Consider the following 19,763-nt stretch of genomic DNA (forward strand, 5'->3'; position numbering starts at 1 on the left):
TCTGCGCGGAGATTCATTCCATGATCGTGGAGATCTGGAACTTGGCACCGAGTGGATCGGCAACCGACGCGAGACGGCCGAAGGGCGTGTCCTCGGGATCACGCAATACGCTGCCGCCGAATTCGACGACCTTGGCGACGGCAGCATCGGTGTCGTCCGCCCCGAAGTACACCTGCCAGAACGACGGGACCTCTGCCGGGAGGAACGAGCTGGCATCCATCAGACCGGCGACGACGGTGTCGCCCTGCTTGGCTTGTGAATATCGGAATTCGTCGCTGTCGCCGATGGACTCGTAAGTCCAGCCGAACACGTCGGTGTAGAACGGCAGGACCGCGGCGTAGTTCTTGGACAAAGTCTCGTGCCAGACCGGCGCTCCGGCCTCGCCCACCAGACCGAAGCCATTGTGCTGATCTGCCTGCCAGATACCGACGACGGCACCGGCCGGATCGCCCACGATCGCCATGCTGCCCTGGGGGCCGACCTGCATCGACGGCATCATGATCATTCCGCCGGCAGCTTCGGCTTTGGACGCCGACGCCGCCGCATCAGTAGAGGAGATGTAGGTGGTCCAGACGTTGCCGTACGGGTTTCCCTCCTGCTGGGGCCCGAGCCCGGCGATGGGCTGCCCGTCTTTGCTGAAGATCGCGTAACCGCCGTACTGCGGGTCGTCGTTGGAGTCGGCCTGCCAACCGAACACGTTGGTGTAGAAGGATTTGGCAATCTCGGTGTCGGAACTGGTGAGGTCGATCCAACAGGGTGTTCCGTCGAGCGCTGTGCGTGCGGGCATCTGAAACTCTCCTTAACCGAAACGGATACACAAGCAAGGGACGCGGAAATGCTTGGCCGAGGAAGGCACGAATCTCACGCTACGCGTGTACTCCGACACATTCCCAGGGTCCGAGAACTTTGCAGTATGTGACCGTTTCGCGTTCACCTGTGGTTCAGCAACCGTGCGCGGAGCGCGGGATCGCTCGCGCAGTCGATTGCAGTCCACGCGAGCGCGAGGGCGCCGTCCAGCACTGCCTTGTCGCCGGTTTCCGCGCGGCAGTAGGGGGTGAACTCTGCCTGATGGTTGCTTGCGCCGTTGCATTCGATCCCGATGATCGGGTGGATCGTCGGAATACGATGCGAGACGTTGCCCATGTCGGTGGATCCCGCTGCGGGACCGTCGTACTCGAAGAAAACGCGCCCGAGTGCTTCGCTGTTCCTCTGGTAGAGCGCGCTCATGTCCGCGTCCCACCGGGATTCGCCGTACGCCGGTGAAGGTTCCGTGATGGTCACTTCGCAGCCGGTTGCGGTCGCTCCGGCGGTGAAGCAGCGTTCCACCTTGGGCTTGACGGCTACTACGCCGTCGAGTGTGTCGGCTCGAACCGCGTAGGCCCCGTGTGAACTGCCCGGGATGACGTTGGGTGCTACGCCCGCGTCGCTGACATATCCGTGTACCTGCACGTCCTTCGGAAGATGTTGCCGCAGTAGGCCGATCCCGACCTGGGCGACCGTGAACGCGTCGGCGGCGTTGACGGCGCCCACTGCGAACGACGCGTGAGCGGAGATCCCGGTGTAGGTGACGTCCAGGTGGGAGATGGCAAGCATGTTCGGTGCTCGCAGATCTGCGGCACCGGGGTGAACCATCATCGCGCAGTGCAGGAAATCGAAAGTTCCATGCTCGAGCATCACTACTTTTCCGCCGCCGCCCTCTTCGGCCGGGGTTCCGAATACTGCCACGGTGATGCCCAGTTCATCAGCCAGAGGCGCGAGCAACAATCCCGCGGTCACCGCGGACGATGCGATGATGTTGTGCCCACAGGCATGCCCGATTCCCGGCAAGGCGTCGTACTCGGCGAAGAGTCCGATCACCAGCTCGCCGCTTCCGTAGGTGGAGGACACTGCCGTCGGCAGTCCGGCCGGACCGCGTTCGACGGTGAAGCCGGCATCCTCGAGGATCGTTGCCACGGCCGCCGACGCGTTGTACTCGGCGAAGGCAAGCTCGGGATGGTCGTGAATCACGTGGCTGAGGCCCAGCGCCGCGTCTGTGATGGTGTCGAGGTGCTTGGCTGCGCGCTCTTTGAAAGGTGTGCTCGTCGTCATTTTTCGAGACTGCGGCGGCACTGGGAATTGCAGTCCTGTTTGCAGGATCAGTCAACTATCGTGCTATCTCATGCACGATTCGACGCTCTTGGACGAAATTGATCTGCGAATCATTCATGCCATGCAGGTTCAACCTCGGGCACCGTGGGCGTTGATCGGGTCGGTGGTCGGCATAGACCCTGTGACGGCAGCGAGGCGATGGACTGCACTGACCGAATCGGGCACAGCGTGGATAGCGGCTTATCCGGCGGCCGATCCCAGCTCGGTACTTGCGTTCGTCGAACTTCGGTGTGAACCGGGCCGGCTCTCCGCGATCGTCTCGGAGGTGATCACCCACGCACACGTCCTGAGCGTCAACGTGCATTCGGGCAGATGCAACGTGATGCTGGAAGCTCTCTTCGCCGATCACGATTCGCTGGCCCACTACGTGCTCGACGACCTCCACTCTCTGGCCGGCGTCACAGACGTCATCGTCCTACCTGTGACACGCGTTTTCACCGAGGGGAGTCGGTGGCGTCTCGGCGCTCTCGAACCCGACGGAGTACGACGTTTGCGTGAATCCGGGATCACGCCACCGCAATTGGGACGCCGGTACACACTCGAAGCGAGCACCGCCGAAGTCGTCGACGTCTTGAGTGCGCAGCCTCGTATTTCCATCACCGAGTTGGCCGCTGCCTTGGGAATCAGCGCGACATCCGCTCGTCGACGCCTGAATACCGCGCTGTCGCAGCACACTCTTCTGCGTTGCGAGGTCGCACGATTCGCGAGTGGTCGGCCGGTTCATGCCCTCTACTTCGCGCGTAGTTCCGTCGCGGAGAACTCCGCCCGCATACTTCGAACTCTCTCGGACATCAGATTGGTGGCGACGGTGGCCGGGCCGGCCAACGTCATCTTCGCCGGATGGTTCCCGACGCTGTCGAGTGCCGCCGCGGTGGAAGCAGACATCGCAGCACGTACGCCGTCATTGGAGATAGTCGATCGCCGAATCGTCCTCGATGCGCCGAAGTTGATGGGGCACTTGCTCGATCGGCAAGGCCGTTCAACGGGCGTGGTGCCGGTACGGATCAGCTCGTGATCAGCCCCGTGCGATCGAGCCACGCGAGCGCATGACGGGTGAACTCGTCCGGAATCTCCAATTGTGGGGTGTGGCCGGTGTCGCCGAGAATGATGGTGGTCCAGTGTGGATGTGCGGTAGCAGCTGCCCGTGCAGCCTCGACCGGGACCAACCGATCGCGGTCGCCGTGCATCAGGAGCGTCGGAGTCGTGATCTCTCGCAGGGTCTTTCGATACGAAGCCGGACGGGCGAGCGTCATCAACAATGACCGTGCTGCCTGGAGGAATTCTGCGTCCTGGGTGGGTTCGTTGCGGCGAATCGCCGTCAAGGCGGCGCCAGCGTCGAGGACTGCGGGATCGGCTCGCGTCGGATCAGCAAAACACAATCTGGTCATCTGAGCGGCCAACTGCCGGTCTGACATCTTCCGACGTCCGAAGCCGAGGACCTGCTCTCCGACGTACGGCATCGAGTAGAGCGCAAATTGTGCGGCGACTGTCAGGTCGGGAAGTTGGACGGGCAGGGGGAGCGCCGGATCCACCAGGACCAGGCCGGCGACCGATTCGGGACTGGCATGGGTCGACATTGCCGAGACCATTCCGCCCATGGAATTGCCGAACAGGACGGCGGGTTCACCGACCACTGTGTCGAGAAAACGATTCAGGAGTGCTGCGTTGGCGTCGACGCCGGTGTGCCGCCCCCGGGCAGAGGTGAGTCCGAATCCGGCGAGGTCCAGTGCGTACACGCGCGTGCGCGCCGCCAGCGCCGGTGCCACCCGCACCCAGTTCAGGTGCGAGCCGCCAAGCCCGTGGACGAGCACGATGGGCGGCGCTCCGCTGGGGCCACCGAAGTCGATCCAGTGAACATCTCCACCGAGATCGGTGATGTTGCTCGTCCCGCCCCACGGGTGCGTGAGGGTGCTACCGGTGGCGAGTTGGGTCGAAACAGCGGATTCCATACTTGTCAGGATGCACCGAGGCGCGGTTCCAGTCACGCTCTCGTCGCAGTTCGAGATCCGAAACTGTGCGCTCGATCACGGAATTTCGCGAAGTTCGCAAAACGGTCGAAACGGAATTCGACTGATGTCAAACACTTTTCGCGGAAGGTTTGCGATTTTTCAAGGGACCCGTGGCATGCCCGGCCGATGACCGTTCGGGCATACTGAAAACCATGTGGTGGATGGTCGGGCTCATAGTGCTGACCGCGTTGGTTTTGGCATCCGTTCTGGTCGGTTTCGTTTTCGGCCGCCCGATCGCCGAAGACAAGTCGGCGGTGCTTGCCTTCGACGACGACACATCTCAGCCCCAGCGTGACTGACCACCGTCGAGCGGAATTGTTGCTCCCGTCAGATAAGCGGCATCCGGGCCGACCAGGAAAGCCACCGCGGTGCCGATGTCCGTCTCGCAGTCCCCGATCCTGCGGAGCGGAATCCCGGCAACAAAAGCGGCAGCCTCTTCCGGACGCGCATCTGCCCAACGCTGCAACCCCGGTGACGACGCGTGTGGAGCGACCGCGTTGACGCGGATCCCGTCGACGCCCCATTCGCACGCTGCCGCGCGACTGAGGGCTCGGACGGACTCCTTCACCGCCGCGTATCCGCCGTAGCCGGCAGCATCCCAGCGGACGGCCACGGAACTGACCATGTTGATGATCGCCCCGCCGCCGCGCTCCTTCATGAACGGGTAGCAGGCTTGCATGGTTCGCAGCGTCGCGACGGGACCGGAAGTCAATCCGTCGGCAAGGCGCTCCGGAGTGATGTCGAGGATGTTGCCGAGTGGGTTGAGGCTGGCGTTGTTGATCAGGATGTCGACGCCGCCGAACAGTTCCACCGTCCGCGCCACGGCAGCAGTGATGGAATCCGCGTCGGCGATATCCATGAGCACCGGCTCGGCACGACCGCCGCGTTCGGTGATCTCGTTACATGTGACGACGAGTTTCGACTCTGTGCGACCCGCGACCGCGATGTGAGCGCCTTCCTTGGCGAGTGCCAACGCGACTCCCTGACCGACGCCTTGCCCTGCGCCAGTGATCAGGGCCACTTTTCCATCCAACTTGCCCACTGCTGTTCTCCTGCTCGTCATTCAACGGTTCCCGAAGCGTTGTCCGAATCGCGCATTGTTACTCATGGGTTCCCGCTGGATGAGATGTGAGTTACGTCCCACTCGGCGGCACCGCTTCAAATTTCGGCTGTCTTACGTATATTGTGAGCGCCGTTACATACCGGGCGCGCGGACCGCGTACACATTCCATGATGAGGAGCTAGACATGGCATTCACCACTGGCAGCAGCAAGGCAGACCTGACCCAGCTCGGCGACTTCCAGAAGATCATTGCAGGCCTGGGCGGCGTTCTCGTCGGCATCGGCGCAGTTGCCGGTCTTCTCGGCGCAATCGGCGGCGCAGCAAGCTCGCAGCCTAAGTGATTCGCTGAAGCGGATTGACCGCCTCCGGCCCGCATTCTGAAGGCATTGCCTTCATGGATGCGGGCCGGAGGTTTTCTCCATCTGAATACCTGTGCCTTGCAGGCACATTCATTTTTGTGATAGGTCGATTGTCGCCGGAACATCCACGCCTTCTTCGTGGACCTGAGGTCCGAAGTTCGGCGCCGGCGTGAAATCGAGTGTCGCTTCCGAGCCGCGATAGTGACGGAAGTAGTAGAGCGATCTGTCCGGTCGCACGAAGGTGTCGGGTTCGGTTGTCTTCCAGGCCCAGTGGACGTCCGCTCGCAGAATCTCCGACAATCTCACGATGTTCTTGCAGCCGTGGCTTTGCAGGCCAAGGCATTTCAATGCCTCGACGTCTCGCAGTTGCCCGTCGCGGGTCCACCTGGATTCGTAGACCAGGGCATCGAGAACGACGCGGTGCGAACCTGCCTGAGTAACGCCGCCAAGTAGAACCTCCCAGTTCAATCCTGGTGCGTGCTCGAGGTATTCGTCGGCGTCGATGAATGCTGCCCACTCGACAGTGTCGCGGTATCGACCCACGTAGTCGACGTAGGCCTCTACCTGCCCGTGCACGATCCGACCGTCCGCGTCGCGCGGTTGCCAGTCGACGATCGTCACCGGAAGGTCGTGCAGTTCTTTGCGGAATGCGACCTGAACTTCGGTGTCCGACATCGATCGTGTGAAGGCGCCGTAGGAGTTGCCTCTTTTGTCCTCGCTGCGGCCGTGCCAGCGATTGAGACTGAATGCGCTTGTCTTGCGGGTGGACCCGACGGAACCGGTGTTGTCGTAGAGAACAACCTCCCAGCCCTGCTCGATGTGGTGCAGGCACCAGTCCCTGATGAAAGCGAGGTGCTCGCGGGGGAGGAGAACCGCGACCACGGCGCGGCGTCCGGTGTCAGAACTGTTCGGGTGGTTCTTCGGATCCATGATCACCCGACACACGATAGTGCTCTGCGTGGAGGTGGGTTACTCGATATTGATCGCTGAAATATTCATCGTCGAACGTTGACACATCTATCAATATGTCTCATAGTCGAGTCATGACAACCTCTGTGTCACATTCACCACGGTTTGTTCCTTCCACCGGGGAGTCCTGGCGTTCGCCGTGGGCCATGTACGACGCATTGCGCGAGAACGACCCGGTGCACAACGTGGTGCCGGAAGCCTCGCCGCAGGACGACTACTGGGTGCTCACCCGTCACGAAGACGTCTACAACGCCGCTCGTGATTACGAGACGTACTCGTCGGCAAAGGGATTGACCACTGTCTACGGTGAGCTCGAGCAGATCGGGATGCAGGACAATCCGCCGTTCGTGATGCAGGATCCGCCCGTGCAGTCGGAGTTCCGGCGCATGGTGTCGAAGGGCTTCACGCCGCGTCAGGTATCGGCGGTCGAGCCGATGGTCCGCGACTTTGTCGTCGAACGCATCGAGGCGTTGAAAGCGCGAGGCAGCGGCGATATCGTCGTCGAGCTCTTCAAGCCGTTGCCGTCGATGGTTGTCGCGCACTATCTGGGTGTGCCGGAAGCGGACCGGGATCAGTTCGACGGCTGGACCGAGGCCATTGTTGCTGCCAACTCGGCCGGTGGTGTGGCCGCAGCAGCGACGACGGCGCAGGCCGCCACCGGCGAGTTGATGATGTACTTCGCTTCGCTGATCGAACGCCGCAAGGTCGAACCGGGCGACGACACGATTTCCCATCTACTCGCCGCTGGGCTCGGTGATGACGGCGACATGTCCGGCCTGTTGTCGATTCTCGGCTTCGCCTTCACCATGGTGGCCGGGGGAAACGACACGACAACAGGAATGTTGGGCGGATCGGTGGCTATGTTGACCGAGCGGCTCGACCAGCGTCAGATCCTGCTGGATGATCCTGCATTGATTACCGACGCGGTCGAAGAACTGCTTCGACTCACCTCACCTGTCCAAGGTTTGGCGCGAACGACGACGCGAGATGTGGCCTTGGGTGGCAAGGTGATTCCGGCGGGACGTAAAGTTCTGCTCATGTACGGTGCGGCCAATCGTGATCCTGACAAGTACGGACCTGACGCGGCGGAGTTGAACGTCGTGCGTCGACCGCAGAAAATTCTCACTTTCAGTCATGGCGCCCACCATTGTCTGGGAGCATCGGCAGCTCGAATGCAGGCACGAGTTGCGTTGGAAGAGTTGCTTTCCCGGATCCCCGACTTCCATGTCGACATCGACGCGATGCAGTACGCGCCGGGCAACTACGTGCGCCGTCCCCTCACGGCTCCGATGTCGGTGACTCGGCCGTGAGCAACGACTGGCTCGGTGAGGGTCGCGCCTTGGCGGCAGCCGAGAAGATCCTCGACAGCGCGGCACAATTGTTCGTCGAGAAAGGCGTCAACGCCGTCGGTATGGCGGAGATAGCCTCTGCTGCAGGATGTTCCCGGGCCACCCTGTATCGGTATTTCGAGAATCGCCAGGCTCTTCACATCGCGTTCGTTCACCGCGAAGCGCGCAGGTTGGGAACTGCGATCGCGGAATCTGTGGCGACCATCGATGATCCGAGCGAACGTCTCGAAACGGCGATGCTCACTGCAGTATCCGCGGTGCGCAACACTCCGACGCTGGCTGCATGGTTCACCCCGGGCGATGCGAGTCTTGCCGGTGAACTTGCCAATTCATCCGACGTCATCAACGGACTGGGCGTCGCGATGCTCGGTGAAATCGGCGCAGACACAGCGTCGCGGGCACGCTGGATCGTGCGAGTGATCCTCTCGCTGCTCATGGTGCCGGGGGCGGACGAGAACGACGAGCGGACGTTGGTCCGTGAGTTCGTCGCTGCGTTGTTGATCGCTGGGCGGACCACCTGATCATCCCTTCCGGGTGATGCGCGAGGCCTGCGTGGGGATCGAGGATGAACCGGTATCCCGACACAGGTCACCGCGAGTTCCCGAGGAGCGTAAGAGAAGATGACTACACCGTCCGAACTCGACCCCAAGCCCGCAACCGAAGCGACTCGGCTGGCAAATGCCCAGGTTCTCCGTGACCTCCCATTCGACGACACTTTCGACTTCGAGTTGATTTCACGGGGTCTGGTGGCGCCGCTCATCGACGGTGGGTTGGTCAAGGGCGACAAAGGGCAGTTCATCTTCTCGTACGACGCTTACGGATTCGCCGACGCTCCGGACACCGTCAACCCGAGTCTGTGGCGCCAAGCCACCTTGATGGGAAAGGGCGGCGGTCTCTTCAAGCTCGCCGATCGTCTGTACCAGGTGATCGGACAGGACTTGTCGAACACCACGATCATCGAGGGTGATACCGGGTTGATCATCGGTGACACCCTGATGTCCGCGGAAACAGCCGCTCTTGCGTTGGAGTTGTACTACCAGCACCGCCCCAAGGTCCCGGTCAAGGCAATCATCTTCACGCACTCCCACGGCGATCACTTCGGCGGAGTCAAAGGATTTGTCACCGACGAAGAGATCGAGTCCGGTGCCGTAAAAGTTTATGCACCGGACAGTTTCACCGAGGAAGCGATTTCCGAGAACGTACTTGCCGGCACGGCGATGACCCGTCGCGGAATGTACATGTACGGATCGTTCCTGCGCCCGGGTCCACAGGGGCAGGTATCCGGTGGTCTCGGATTGTCCACCTCGCACGGCACGTCGACGTTCGCCGTGCCGACCGACATCATTACCGAACCGGTACACGAAGAAGTGATCGACGGCGTGCGAGTGACCTTCATGCTTGCTCCGGGAACCGAAGCTCCGTCCGAAATGCTGTTCTACCTGCCTGATTTCAAAGCGCTCGGTTCGGCTGAGGACGTCACGCACACGATGCACAATCTGTACACGTTGCGAGGCGCCAAGACTCGCGATGCCAAGGCCTGGTCGCACTACGTCCGCCTGGCGATGGAGCTGTTCCCCGACGTCGAAATCATTTTCGCGCAGCATCATTGGCCTACGTGGGGCAACGACAAGATATTGAAGCTCATGTCGGATCAGGCAGACCTGTACAAGTATCTCCACGACCAGACGTTGCGCCTTGCCAACAAGGGGCTGACACCGGTAGAGATTGCCGACCAGATCGAGGTTCCCGACGCCATCGGAAAGCAGTGGTACAACCGCGGGTACTACGGCTCGCTCAGTCACAACGTCAAAGCGATCTACACCTTCTATCTCGGTTGGTTCGACGGCGTTCCCGCTCACCTGAATCCTCATCCGCCGGTGGAGAACGGCAAACGCTACGTCGAAGCAGTCGGCGGGCCGGATGCACTTCTGACCAAGGGTAAGCAGGCGTTCGACGACGGCGACTACCGCTGGGCAGCGGAGCTGGTGAACCATCTGGTGTTCGCCGATCCGAGTAACCAGAACGCGCGAGAGTTGTTGGCGGACACGTACGAACAACTCGGCTACCAAGCCGAGAACGGTACGTGGCGCAACTTCTACCTGGTCGGAGCGATGGAACTGCGGCATCCGCTGGCGCCGATGCCGTCCAACAACCCCACCGGCCCGGCCGTTGTCGCGGTGATGCCACTCGAGCAGATGCTGGACTTCTGGGCAGTTCGCCTCGACGGTCCCAAAGCTGCCGACGTCGACCTGTCGTTGCGATTCGTGTTGTCGGACACTGCGGACAACGTCCTGGTCACAGTGCGCAACGGCGTGCTGAACTACGACACGGACAAGGCAGATGCTTCGGCCGCCCTGACTCTGACCTTGACCCGTGCCGTGTTCAACGAGGTGTATCTCGGAACGACCTCGCTCACCGAATCCATCAAGGCCGGAACGGCAAAAGCTGTGGGAGATCAGTCTGAACTGGAGACGTTCATCTCGCTGCTGGAGGACTTCGATCTGTGGTTCGATATCGTCACGCCGTGACAGGTGTGCAGAGTCACGCCGTGACAGGTGCGCCGATCGATGATCAATGTTCGTGAATGATGACTCCGCGCATGATCTTTCCCGACTTCATGTCGTCGTAGCCCTGGTTGATGTCTTCGAGGCGGTACTCGGTGGTGACCATCTCGTCGAGCTTCAAGAGGCCGGCTTCGTAGAGGTTGAGTAGGCGGGGGATGTCGGCGCGAGGATTACATTCGCCGAACAGGCTTCCGCGGAGCTGTTTTTGGAACAGGGTCATTTCGGCGAGGTGCAACTGTGTGTCAGTGGCACCCATCGGTGAGACCGCTGTCAGAACTACGCGGCCACCCTTGCGGATCAGCCCGACCATCGGCTGGATCATGTCGCCGCTCGCCACCCCGACGGTCAGGATCGCGACGTCAGCCATGACGCCCCAGGTCAATTCGTTGACCAGCGTCATGGCTTCGTCGATCGACGAAGCAAAGTGTGTCGCTCCGAGAGTTTCGGCCATGGCCTTCTTGTCCGGCGAGATGTCGACTGCCACGATGTGCCTCGCGCCCGCGATCTTCGCCCCCTGGATGGCACTTCCGCCGATCCCGCCGATTCCGACGACGACCACGGAGTCGCCGGGCGAGACCTCTCCGGTATTGACGGCAGATCCCCAACCGGTGGTGACTCCGCAGCCGACGAGGCAGGCCTTCTCCAGGGGAATCCATTTGTTGATCTTCACCACCGACGCTTCCGGTACAACCGTGTAGTTGCCGAAAGTGCCCAGAAGCGAGAAGGTTCCGACATCGTGCCCGCGTGCTGCCGCGCGATATGTTCCGTCGACCTGCGCGCCGGCCATCAGAATGGCGCCGAGGTCGCAGAGGTTGCTCTGCCCGACTGCACACCAACGGCAGCGTCCACACGAGGGAATGAACGAGAGGACGACGTGATCGCCTACCTCGACGTCTCGCACGCCGGGGCCGACTTTCTCGACTATGCCCGCGCCTTCGTGGCCACCGATCACGGGGAGTGGCACTGCCAGATCACCGGTCACAGCATGATCGTCGGAGTGGCACATGCCGCTGGCAACCACTTTGATCAGGACTTCTCGTTCTTTCGGATCTGCGAGCTCGATCTCCTCGACACTCCACGGTGTGTTGTGATCCCACAGCACTGCGGCCTTCGCCTTCATCGACATTCCCTTCGAGCGTGCTTCGCGGCGCAGGGTCTTCTCGTCTGCTCCTGGACACATGCTGTCTCCCGTCGAGGGCCTCGGTCATGCATCTGCGCGCCACGGTCTGGTGTTTTCGCGCCGTGTCACCGACCCTTGAAGTGAATATGCGATAACCTGAGGTATGGTCACCGTCGGGTCGGAACAGCAGGCTGCCGACGGCATTCCTTTCGGTAGGGGTGGCCACTGGTGGGAGTCCCGTCTGCGGGAGGAATTCATTCCCCTCGATGTGCAGGTATCCCGGTCGGATCTACGCGGGGGATTTACCGCATCGGTGGGGCGACGCTCGCTGGACGACTTCGGTTTCGTCGACCTCAGTTGTGATCCGTGCTCAGGAAAGCGAACAGCAACTCAGGTATCCGACGCCACGGAAGACTGGGTGGTGCTGATCGCAATCCGTTCAGGACGCGAAGCGCTGACACGGGCAGGCGAAACGATTCTCGTGGGCGCTGGTGACGTGGTTCTGTGGGATACGCGCAATGAGGCCGAGTTCGAGGTGCTGGAGGCGATTCGTTCGATCAATTTGCTGATTCCTCGCTCAGCTCTGGCAGAGGTCTCCGGTCGAGCGTGGCCGGCTTTCGGCGGCGCACTGAATCGGGACTCACCGTCGGTACGGTTGTTGGTTTCCTATCTGTCGATGCTGGACGATTCGTTGGCCGAACTTCCTGAATCTGCGATATCAGCGGCAAGAAATGCCACCCTCGAACTGTTCGACGGGGCGGTGAGCCAAACCATCGGAACCGGCGACGCTGTCGGTTCCGTCGCGCTGCGCTTGTCAATCGATGCCTGGATCGACGGGCACCTGAGTGATCCGTCGTTGTCGTTAACCGCTGTTGCTGCCGCCCACGCGGTCTCGGCCCGGACGGTCCAGCGAGTCTTCGGCCGAACTGGCGAGACGTTCAACGGGACGGTACGGGCGCGGCGCTTGGCCAGGGCGCGTGAGGAATTGCGCCGAACGAACGGCTCGATCACCTCGATCGCAACCCGATGGTGTTTCTCCGACGCGAGCCACTTCTCGCGACTGTTCAAAGAACGGTTCGGGACTTCTCCGGCGGCCTTCCGCTCTCGGAAAATGCAGAGCTGACGTCGCGGCTACTCGAAACGGGAAGGATCTCCCGCGCCGACGCGCACGATCTCGGGAACACCGGACGAATAGTCGACAACCGTGGTCGGTTCAGTACCGCAGTCACCCGAGTCGATGACGGCGTCGAGTTGGTGGTCGAGTTCTTCCTTGATCTGCCAGCCGTCCGTCATCGGTTCCTCGGCTCCCGGTAACAGAAGAGTGCTGGAGAGGATCGGTTCGCCCAACTCCTGCAGAAGTGCACGCACCACCGGGTGGCTGGGAATGCGCACCCCGACGGTCTTCTTCTTGGCATGTGCCAGCCGTCGCGGAACTTCCTTCGTGGCGGGAAGGATGAACGTGTATTGCCCCGGGGTAGCCGCTTTCACCGCGCGAAACGCCGAGTTGGTGACGTGGACGAAGTGCCCCAGCTGCGCGAAGTCGGCACAGACCAGCGTGAAGTGGTGATCCGACCGCAGGTGACGGATCTCGCGGATCCGATCGGTGCCCGAGTGATTGTCCATTCGGGCACCGAGGGCGTAGCAGGAATCAGTGGGATAGGCGATGACCGCGTCGTTGCGCAGCATTTCGACGATCTGGCTGATCGCGCGCGGCTGCGGGTTTTCGGGGTGAACGTCGAAGTATCGGGCCATCAACCCAGCTTAGTTCAGACCGCAGTTCACGAACGCCGTTCACCGTTCAGGCTGTGGTCGGCGAGCAATCCCGTCAGCTCTTCGGCGTAGGCGAGTTGCTTGCGTAAATGTATGCAGCTTTCTTCCGCTCGGGTATGGCAAGCGGTGACGAATTCGGTTGCGGCGGTTCGTGTTGACGAGTCCGAAGCTGTATCGCCGAGCACGGCCAGAGAATCGAGAAGTTGTCTCATTTCTTCGAGACTGAATCCGAGCGGCTTCATTCGTCGGATTACCAGTAGCCGTTGGACATCGGCCTCGGTGTAGAGGCGGAATCCTCCGGCGCTCCGCTCGGACGGAGTGACCAGCCCGACGTCGTCGTAATGACGGATCGTCTTGATCGACAGTTCGGTGCGTTCGGCAACCTGGCCGATCTGCATGTTCTGCTCCTGGCCCGCGGGTTCCGCCTCAGACATCACTCCCACTTTCGTCGCGCTGGGCTTCCATCCTCTCAGTGACCGTCACCCAAGCGGCCGGACAGGCGCAGATGGCGCTCGGCCGAGGCGCCGTCGAGGCCCACGATCTCGACATTCTTGCCTCTGGTCGCGTACTTGGTGGTGATGGCGTCCAGAGTTGCCACGGTCGACGCGTCCCAGATATGAGACTCGGACAAATCGATGACAACGTTCTTCGGGTCGCCGGCATAGTCGAACTGGTAGATCAGATCGTTGCTCCACGCGAAGAAAAGCTCGCCTCGAACCGCATAGACGCGGGTGTCCGCGTCCGGGTGCGCGACGTCGATTACTTCGGTGAGGTGCGCGACGCGGCGCGCGAAGATCACCATCGCGGTGATCACTCCGACGATCACGCCGTAGGCGAGATTGTGGGTCGCGACGGTGACGGCCACGGTGACCAGCATGACCACCGTCTCACCGATCGGCATGCGGCGCAGGGTCTTCGGATTGATGCTGTGCCAATCGAAAGTGCCGACCGAGACCATGATCATGACGGCTACCAATGCGGCCATGGGAATCAATGCCACGACGTCACCCAGGCCGACCACGAGTATCAGCAGGAACACACCCGCCAGGAAGGTCGAGATCCGAGTGCGAGCACCGGAGACCTTGACGTTGATCATGGTCTGGCCGATCATCGCGCACCCTCCCATGCCTCCGAAGAAACCGGTGACGATGTTGGCGACGCCTTGACCCCACCCTTCGCGGGTCTTGTTCGAGTGGGTATCGGTGACGTCGTCGACGAGTTTGGCCGTCATCAACGATTCGAGAAGGCCGACGAGCGCCATGGCCAATGCGTACGGAGCAATGATCGACAGTGTGTGTGTATTCAGAGGGACGTCGGGAAACAGTAGCGTCGGCAGGCTCGACGGAAGTTCGCCCTCGTCGCCGACGTCGGGAACGTCGAAAGCGAAAACGACTGTGGCGGTAGTCAGTAGCACGATCGCCACCAGTGGAGCCGGGACGGCGTTCGTGAGTTTCGGCAGGAATACGAGGATCAGGAGGGCGACGGCCAGAAGTGGGTAGACGAGCCACGGAACATCGATCAGGTGGGGGAGTTGAGCGATGAAGATCAAGATTGCCAGTGCGTTGACGAATCCCACCATGACGCTGCGCGGAATGAAGCGCATCAACTTCGCGACTCCGAGGAGGCTCAACACGATCTGTAGAAGGCCGGCCAGGAGGACGGTCGCAATCAGATAGTCGATTCCGTATTCGCGAGTGAGTGGAGCGACGACCAGTGCGACTGCGCCCGTGGCCGCCGAGATCATGGCGGGTCGTCCGCCGACGACGGCGATGGTCACTGCCATCGTGAATGACGCGAACAAGCCCACACGGGGGTCGACACCGGCGATGATCGAGAATGATATCGCCTCGGGAATCAGCGCCAGTGCAACGACAAGTCCGGCCAAGACTTCGGTTTTGAGACGGCGAGGTGACCGGAGAGCGGCCCGTACCGAATTGTCGTTGGTGGATGAAGTGATGGTTACTGCCATGAGATTCCGTCCTGACGAGGTGCTCATACCCTACCCTCCCGTAAGGGTAGAGTGTGAACGAAGGTGCGGCCGCGGTGCGACACGGCATTGAATTCGACTACGCTGCAAGGCCTTTCGTGCCATATATATGCCCGGAATGGGAAACGCTCATGTGGGCGGTCAGCTGTGACGGCCAGTAACTCTTACCAATTGTTTACCTACTGTGTGGGTTTTGTTGATCGAAAACTGACTAATTCGGTCGGTGACTCCGTTACAGTTCGGCGGCAAACGTCAATCAGGTTGTTCCGAGAGGACATCATGTCAAAACGCTTACTGAACGCTGCGCTGCTCGCCGGTCTCCTTGCCGGTGGAACTGCGGTGGCCGTGATTCCGGCGACCGCGGCGCCCGTTGCAGAAACCACGTCGACAACCTTTCAGGTCACGTGCCGCGCAGTTCCGAGTGCGTTCTCCGGTCCGTCGTCAGACGGAAAGCCTGCCACGGTACGGGTTTCGGCTCCTTCTGTCGTGGCGCCAGGTCAAGTCTTCGACATCGACGTGGACCCGGGTAGCGTCCAGATCCCGAACGATGTGAGCGGCGCAAGTGTCAAGAAGATCTCGCGTCTGAAGATCGATCTGCCGATTCCGGCCAACGCGGAGTTCGTCTCCGCGACAGTCACCGATCCGGGCAATGTCGTTGCCGGGAAACCCGCTTCGGTCATTCGCGTGAACGAAGACGGCACTCCCGCAGCGGACGGTCCGATACTCCGGTTGTCCGGCGCGAACGAAGCGATCGGCAACAGCCCGTCATCGTCGTCGGGTGCGCACGGCGGGCTTGCGATCAATGCTCAGTCCGGAGCCGAGACCAACATCGTCTTTCCGAAGATCAGAATCACCGTGAAGGCCGGGCCGTCCGGCGCAGTCGAAACCAATGTCCGGACTTCTGGTGCTGCAGGTACGTTCGGTGGACCGGAGTCGTTCTTGACCTTCCTCCCTCAGGTCAGTCACTGGCTCGCTGGAACCATCTGGGCGCCCACGTCCTGCTCACCTCGCGACAGTGAGACCGGCCCCCTCAACACCGGCGCCGGTGCATTGGCGTCGACGAGAATCGACGGGGATCTGGGACCTGTTGATCCAGGACCCGGAGCCGACATCGTGACCACGCTCGAAGGACCGGCTACCGCCGCTACCGGCACCAAGGTGTCCTTTGCCGCTCACGTCACGCCGGAAAACGCAACGGGAACAGTGCAGTTCATCGTCGACGGCAAGCCCGTCGGTGAGCCGCGACCGGTGGTTCGCGGAATTGCCCGCCTGGATATGACCTTCGGTAAGGCTGGAACCAAGTCCGTCACTGCGGTGTTCACCGCTACCGGCGCCGAGGCGACGTACACCTCGGCGGCGCACATTCTCACGGTGACCGGCGATACAACAGGTCCGGTCGATCCCAACCCGACCGATCCGGGCACCCCGGGTGGTTTCGGCAGCCTCGAGTCCGTTCTGCCTCAGTTGCCGACTGGTTCGCTCGGCGGCAAGTGATCACGGTCCTACTTCACCGCACCCTCGATGCCCGAGTTCTTCTGAAAGGCAACACATGAACCCCCGTACCCTGGCTGCCTGCGCAGTCGTGCCAGCTCTCGCCGCCGGACTCCTCGCTGTGTCCGCGCCGGTGGCAGCGGCCTCAGATGCCGTGACGCGAACAGTTTCCGTCGAACACAAGTGCCGGGTCGACGGCTTCACCGATTGGGACTGGTCGTTCTCCGACAACCTGGAGGTCACGGCGCCCCGGTCCGTGCGTCCCGGCGAAGAGTTCACCGTGAAACTCCATCCGGGCGTCATGCGTAGTTCGGATTCGGACACCGGTCGTATCAAGTACGACATCGCGCTTCCTCAAGGTGCAGAACTGATTTCGTACTCACTCGTCGGTGATTCGTCGTCCAACTTGACCGGCGAAACGGCGGTGCTGCTCCGTGTCGGCGCAGATGGAAATGTGAACCCCGCCGGTGAGTATTTGCGAATTACCGGCACCGGCAACAAGACCGTCAACGACGGGCCGAGCGCGAGCGACAACAAGCCCAAGGAAGGGCTGCAGGTCAAGGCCAACACCGACTTCCGCCTGCCGGCAGTTGAATTGACGCTCACGGCTCGGTTGGATGAGGGCAACGCGACGACGCACCTGCGCGCCGGGGCGGCGAGCCCGGTTATCAAGATCAAAGACACGAGCATGAGTTTCGGTGAGTCTCGGTGGACCAATGCAGCTGGGTATTGTGTTGCTTCCGGTGACGGACGTGGCGCCCTTTCCACTACCGAGGTCTTCTCGACCAACCAGACCGAAACGACGGTCGACGTTGCACTCGAGGCACTGACCGGCGAAGACGTCAAGATCGCGGCGAGTATCGACCCGAATCCGGGTGAGGGAACAGTCGAGTTCTTCGACGGTGAAACGAAGATCGGCAGCGCCGCAGTCGATTCGAATGGTCACGCAGAACTGGTCTGGCCGTTCCGCGACCAGGGTGAACATCGTATCACCGCAAAGTTTCTGGGTACCAAGAAGTTCAGCGCCTCGGAGTCCGTGGACAAGACCGTGACCGTCACCGTGCCTGGTGTCGTCGTCGTGGAGCCGGTGGATCCGACGGATCCGGAAACACCGGGCGGAACCGGAAGCCTCGGGGACATCTTCTCGAAGCTTCCGACAGGCTCACTCGGGGGCTGAGTCACCCAAACGGCAGGGGAGCGTCGACGTTTCGGCTCGAATACGGGTGTGTGATCGAATACTGGAATGACAGGTTCGAATCATGCCGAGAGCCGCAACGCCGGCGTTCCCTGTTTTTCTCGAGGGGAGTCTCCGTCACGGAAACCGGGCCAGAACCACAAAAGGTAGCTCACCAAAACTTGTGTCCTTTTACTACCGTTAGTTGAAGAACTGCGCGAACCGCGGGTTCTTACATCAACAAGCCTTCGAACTCGCCGCTGCGGTTCAGGTATGAACAAGGTAGGGAAAATGCGCAAGGTTGGTTTGCTCGCGTCCGCTGCGGTAGTAGCTGTCAGTGTGGCAATGATCGGGACGTCTACGGCCTCAGCAGCGCCGGGAAACATTCCCGGTCACGGGCTGTTCGACGTGCCGTGGGAGGTGTTGCCGGGGACCTACACGACTTCCGGACCCGAATCGGCTGACATGCCATGCATATATGGCCGAGCAAAAGTTGACGGCGACGGTGTAGTGAATGTCCTCGAGTTCGAAAGCACCCTCGGACCGGCGACGGTCACGATTCTCTTGACGGATTCTCGCTTCACCACCGCATATTGCGCTGATTGGAAGAGAGTGTCGTCAATCGGATCATTGGATCTCGGATCACTTTTCGGGTCCTAGACGTCTCCGCTCCATGTCCGGGCGGCCTTATGGCTGTTCTCACTATCTCGATAAACGCTCGGCTCGCGGATACGCTCGTTCGTCTCGAGTTTCCGACCACTCGTCGCATGAGTCCATGACCAGGGACTTTAGCCCTCGGTAATTACCTACCAATCGGTATATTCTGCGAAGGTACGGACTTCGTGAACCGATGTGAGTTGGCTCCGGGGGACGTGCCGGCCTCGCAGGACCGCCCGCAAAGTCAGCCCGGTGAGGCCACCGGAGTTCGCGCATTTCGACAGTTTGCCGCTGGGTCCGTCCGCTACGAGGGGAGCGGACGGACCTGACGGCACGAGAGAGTGCCATGCCTGAACGTGGTCAAAGCAGAGTGGACGCGGGGATCATTGCGGTCGTCGCAGTCACCACCGGCGCGTTCGTCGCACTGACCGGTCACGGTCTGGTTGCAGCGCTGGCCACCGTGGTGGGCCTCGCGCTCGGAATGGCGATTGTGCGGTATCTGATCAAAGGTCGCTGATCAGAGTCCGCTGATCAAAGCAAGAGTTCAGCAGGTCGCGAGAATGTCTGCGATGGTGTCGTGTTCGGCTTGGGTGACCCACAAACCGTATGCGGCTTTCACTTCCACTTGAGCAGTCACGTACTGGCAGCGGTAGGCCTTGTTGGGTGGCAGCCACGACGCTGCGTCGGAATCCGACTTCTTCTGGTTGGTGGGTCCGTCGACAGCGCGTAGGTTTCGCGGGTCGTTCGCGAGATTTGTTCGCGTCTGGGTGTCCAGCTGCTGCGCGCCCTTCTGCCAGGCGTCCGAGAGTGCGACTACATGGTCGATCTGCACTGCCGAAGACGTGTCCTGGCCGCGGGTGAAGGCGATGGTCTTGTTCGTGTACGGGTCACGGAGCGTACCGGTTTGGACCGAGCAGCTTTTGGAGCCGTCCTTGAATGTCAGGTCGGTGAGGTCGCGGCGGAGAATGTCATTGCGTGTTATCTCTAGCGCCGCATCAGGATGAAGGCACGGTAGGCACGGCGTGTCGGTCGCCCTGTCCCTCATGGTTATCTAATAGCGTCTATGTCACAGGTGGGACAGCCATAGGAGTGGCGATGTCGTGT

Annotated in this window: 20 protein-coding genes and 1 pseudogene; 11 read left to right on the plus strand and 10 right to left on the minus strand. The window is 61.3% G+C overall.

What is annotated here, in order from left to right; translation table 11 throughout:
- Positions 1-13: 13 nt before the first annotated feature.
- Together G8767_RS21575 and G8767_RS21580 are read right to left on the minus strand one after the other, a co-directional pair.
- A complete protein-coding gene (locus tag G8767_RS21575) occupies positions 14-787 on the minus strand; it encodes a VOC family protein (RefSeq protein ID WP_166811671.1) in 774 nt (257 codons plus the stop codon).
- Positions 788-930: 143 nt separating this feature from the next.
- On the minus strand, positions 931-2,088 hold the full coding sequence (locus G8767_RS21580) for an amidohydrolase (protein WP_124568722.1): 1,158 nt from the start codon (positions 2,086-2,088) through the stop codon (positions 931-933).
- 70 nt (positions 2,089-2,158) lie between these two features.
- On the opposite strand from G8767_RS21580, the gene G8767_RS21585 reads away from it, so the two are divergent.
- On the plus strand, positions 2,159-3,163 hold the full coding sequence (locus G8767_RS21585) for an Lrp/AsnC family transcriptional regulator (protein ID WP_166811673.1): 1,005 nt from the start codon (positions 2,159-2,161) through the stop codon (positions 3,161-3,163).
- Here G8767_RS21585 and G8767_RS21590 read toward each other — a convergent pair.
- Positions 3,153-4,097, minus strand: a complete 945-nt coding sequence (locus G8767_RS21590) for an alpha/beta hydrolase (protein ID WP_095971357.1) — start codon at positions 4,095-4,097, stop codon at positions 3,153-3,155. The genes G8767_RS21585 and G8767_RS21590 overlap by 11 nt on opposite strands.
- A gap of 212 nt (positions 4,098-4,309) precedes the next feature.
- On the opposite strand from G8767_RS21590, the gene G8767_RS21595 reads away from it, so the two are divergent.
- Positions 4,310-4,456, plus strand: a complete 147-nt coding sequence (locus G8767_RS21595) for a hypothetical protein (RefSeq protein WP_172436600.1) — start codon at positions 4,310-4,312, stop codon at positions 4,454-4,456.
- On the opposite strand, the gene G8767_RS21600 is transcribed toward G8767_RS21595, so the two are convergent.
- On the minus strand, positions 4,438-5,199 hold the full coding sequence (locus tag G8767_RS21600) for an SDR family oxidoreductase (protein ID WP_124568720.1): 762 nt from the start codon (positions 5,197-5,199) through the stop codon (positions 4,438-4,440). The two genes, G8767_RS21595 and G8767_RS21600, sit on opposite strands and share 19 nt — an antisense overlap.
- Before the next feature lie 205 nt (positions 5,200-5,404).
- Between G8767_RS21600 and G8767_RS21605 the strand changes: the two genes are divergently transcribed.
- A complete protein-coding gene (locus G8767_RS21605) occupies positions 5,405-5,560 on the plus strand; it encodes a hypothetical protein (RefSeq protein ID WP_166811678.1) in 156 nt (51 codons plus the stop codon).
- 108 nt (positions 5,561-5,668) lie between these two features.
- Here G8767_RS21605 and G8767_RS21610 read toward each other — a convergent pair whose 3' ends face one another.
- Positions 5,669-6,508: a glycosyltransferase family 92 protein gene (locus tag G8767_RS21610; protein ID WP_206029634.1), complete on the minus strand. Its 840-nt coding sequence runs from the start codon at positions 6,506-6,508 to the stop codon at positions 5,669-5,671.
- A gap of 113 nt (positions 6,509-6,621) precedes the next feature.
- Between G8767_RS21610 and G8767_RS21615 the strand changes: the two genes are divergently transcribed.
- The 3 genes from G8767_RS21615 to G8767_RS21625 all read left to right on the plus strand — a co-directional run bounded on the left by G8767_RS21615 (position 6,622) and on the right by G8767_RS21625 (position 10,424).
- Complete coding sequence (locus G8767_RS21615; RefSeq protein ID WP_124568718.1) at positions 6,622-7,857, plus strand: cytochrome P450; 1,236 nt, start codon at positions 6,622-6,624, stop codon at positions 7,855-7,857.
- Positions 7,854-8,417, plus strand: a complete 564-nt coding sequence (locus G8767_RS21620) for a TetR/AcrR family transcriptional regulator (protein ID WP_095971355.1) — start codon at positions 7,854-7,856, stop codon at positions 8,415-8,417. The genes G8767_RS21615 and G8767_RS21620 overlap by 4 nt, the downstream gene beginning before the upstream one ends.
- Positions 8,418-8,516: 99 nt before the next feature.
- Entirely contained in the window at positions 8,517-10,424 is a 1,908-nt protein-coding gene (locus G8767_RS21625; RefSeq protein ID WP_166811680.1) for an alkyl sulfatase dimerization domain-containing protein, read from the plus strand.
- Positions 10,425-10,467: 43 nt separating this feature from the next.
- Here the strand turns inward: G8767_RS21625 and G8767_RS21630 are convergent, their stop codons facing one another.
- Positions 10,468-11,580 (minus strand): NDMA-dependent alcohol dehydrogenase, encoded by a 1,113-nt coding sequence (locus tag G8767_RS21630; protein ID WP_095971470.1) that lies wholly within the window; start codon positions 11,578-11,580, stop codon positions 10,468-10,470.
- Between the two features lie 163 nt (positions 11,581-11,743).
- Between G8767_RS21630 and G8767_RS21635 the strand changes: the two genes are divergently transcribed.
- On the plus strand, positions 11,744-12,703 hold the full coding sequence (locus tag G8767_RS21635) for a helix-turn-helix domain-containing protein (protein ID WP_095971353.1): 960 nt from the start codon (positions 11,744-11,746) through the stop codon (positions 12,701-12,703).
- A gap of 8 nt (positions 12,704-12,711) precedes the next feature.
- Here the strand turns inward: G8767_RS21635 and G8767_RS21640 are convergent, their stop codons facing one another.
- From G8767_RS21640 to G8767_RS21650, 3 genes are read right to left on the minus strand one after another with little or no spacing between them, the layout of a single operon-like run.
- Entirely contained in the window at positions 12,712-13,332 is a 621-nt protein-coding gene (locus tag G8767_RS21640; RefSeq protein ID WP_003945756.1) for an L-threonylcarbamoyladenylate synthase, read from the minus strand.
- Between the two features lie 26 nt (positions 13,333-13,358).
- Positions 13,359-13,784, minus strand: a complete 426-nt coding sequence (locus tag G8767_RS21645; RefSeq protein WP_124568716.1) for a MerR family transcriptional regulator — start codon at positions 13,782-13,784, stop codon at positions 13,359-13,361.
- Positions 13,785-13,819: 35 nt separating this feature from the next.
- Entirely contained in the window at positions 13,820-15,319 is a 1,500-nt protein-coding gene (locus G8767_RS21650) for a SulP family inorganic anion transporter (RefSeq protein WP_206029636.1), read from the minus strand.
- 297 nt (positions 15,320-15,616) lie between these two features.
- Here G8767_RS21650 and G8767_RS21655 point away from each other — a divergent pair, with 297 nt between their 5' ends.
- The 4 genes from G8767_RS21655 (at position 15,617) to G8767_RS21670 (ending at position 19,176) form a co-directional block, all read left to right on the plus strand.
- Entirely contained in the window at positions 15,617-16,831 is a 1,215-nt protein-coding gene (locus G8767_RS21655; protein WP_124568714.1) for an Ig-like domain-containing protein, read from the plus strand.
- Between the two features lie 55 nt (positions 16,832-16,886).
- A complete protein-coding gene (locus tag G8767_RS21660) occupies positions 16,887-18,005 on the plus strand; it encodes an Ig-like domain-containing protein (RefSeq protein WP_124568713.1) in 1,119 nt (372 codons plus the stop codon).
- 288 nt (positions 18,006-18,293) lie between these two features.
- Entirely contained in the window at positions 18,294-18,662 is a 369-nt protein-coding gene (locus G8767_RS21665; protein WP_240952525.1) for a hypothetical protein, read from the plus strand.
- A gap of 343 nt (positions 18,663-19,005) precedes the next feature.
- Positions 19,006-19,176: a hypothetical protein gene (locus tag G8767_RS21670; protein ID WP_166811684.1), complete on the plus strand. Its 171-nt coding sequence runs from the start codon at positions 19,006-19,008 to the stop codon at positions 19,174-19,176.
- 39 nt (positions 19,177-19,215) lie between these two features.
- On the opposite strand, the pseudogene G8767_RS21675 reads toward G8767_RS21670, so the two are convergent.
- Positions 19,216-19,638: pseudogene (locus tag G8767_RS21675) on the minus strand (HNH endonuclease family protein); the annotation flags it as partial.
- Positions 19,639-19,763 lie beyond the last annotated feature (125 nt).

The sequence above is a fragment of the Rhodococcus sp. IC4_135 genome, assembly GCF_011602025.1.
Lineage (GTDB): Bacteria > Actinomycetota > Actinomycetes > Mycobacteriales > Mycobacteriaceae > Rhodococcus_F > Rhodococcus_F baikonurensis.

What these genes read in the sequence shown, in the direction of transcription:
- G8767_RS21575 (WP_166811671.1), bottom strand. Translation starts at nt 787, where the DNA reads ATGCCCGCACGCACAGCGCTCGACGGAACACCCTGTTGGATCGACCTC.
- G8767_RS21580 (WP_124568722.1), bottom strand. Translation starts at nt 2,088, where the DNA reads ATGACGACGAGCACACCTTTCAAAGAGCGCGCAGCCAAGCACCTCGAC.
- G8767_RS21585 (WP_166811673.1), top strand. Translation starts at nt 2,159, where the DNA reads ATGCACGATTCGACGCTCTTGGACGAAATTGATCTGCGAATCATTCAT.
- G8767_RS21590 (WP_095971357.1), bottom strand. Translation starts at nt 4,097, where the DNA reads ATGGAATCCGCTGTTTCGACCCAACTCGCCACCGGTAGCACCCTCACG.
- G8767_RS21595 (WP_172436600.1), top strand. Translation starts at nt 4,310, where the DNA reads ATGTGGTGGATGGTCGGGCTCATAGTGCTGACCGCGTTGGTTTTGGCA.
- G8767_RS21605 (WP_166811678.1), top strand. Translation starts at nt 5,405, where the DNA reads ATGGCATTCACCACTGGCAGCAGCAAGGCAGACCTGACCCAGCTCGGC.
- G8767_RS21610 (WP_206029634.1), bottom strand. Translation starts at nt 6,508, where the DNA reads ATGGATCCGAAGAACCACCCGAACAGTTCTGACACCGGACGCCGCGCC.
- G8767_RS21615 (WP_124568718.1), top strand. Translation starts at nt 6,622, where the DNA reads ATGACAACCTCTGTGTCACATTCACCACGGTTTGTTCCTTCCACCGGG.
- G8767_RS21625 (WP_166811680.1), top strand. Translation starts at nt 8,517, where the DNA reads ATGACTACACCGTCCGAACTCGACCCCAAGCCCGCAACCGAAGCGACT.
- G8767_RS21630 (WP_095971470.1), bottom strand. Translation starts at nt 11,580, where the DNA reads ATGAAGGCGAAGGCCGCAGTGCTGTGGGATCACAACACACCGTGGAGT.
- G8767_RS21635 (WP_095971353.1), top strand. Translation starts at nt 11,744, where the DNA reads ATGGTCACCGTCGGGTCGGAACAGCAGGCTGCCGACGGCATTCCTTTC.
- G8767_RS21640 (WP_003945756.1), bottom strand. Translation starts at nt 13,332, where the DNA reads ATGGCCCGATACTTCGACGTTCACCCCGAAAACCCGCAGCCGCGCGCG.
- G8767_RS21645 (WP_124568716.1), bottom strand. Translation starts at nt 13,784, where the DNA reads ATGTCTGAGGCGGAACCCGCGGGCCAGGAGCAGAACATGCAGATCGGC.
- G8767_RS21650 (WP_206029636.1), bottom strand. Translation starts at nt 15,319, where the DNA reads ATGGCAGTAACCATCACTTCATCCACCAACGACAATTCGGTACGGGCC.
- G8767_RS21655 (WP_124568714.1), top strand. Translation starts at nt 15,617, where the DNA reads ATGTCAAAACGCTTACTGAACGCTGCGCTGCTCGCCGGTCTCCTTGCC.
- G8767_RS21660 (WP_124568713.1), top strand. Translation starts at nt 16,887, where the DNA reads ATGAACCCCCGTACCCTGGCTGCCTGCGCAGTCGTGCCAGCTCTCGCC.
- G8767_RS21665 (WP_240952525.1), top strand. Translation starts at nt 18,294, where the DNA reads ATGCGCAAGGTTGGTTTGCTCGCGTCCGCTGCGGTAGTAGCTGTCAGT.
- G8767_RS21670 (WP_166811684.1), top strand. Translation starts at nt 19,006, where the DNA reads ATGCCTGAACGTGGTCAAAGCAGAGTGGACGCGGGGATCATTGCGGTC.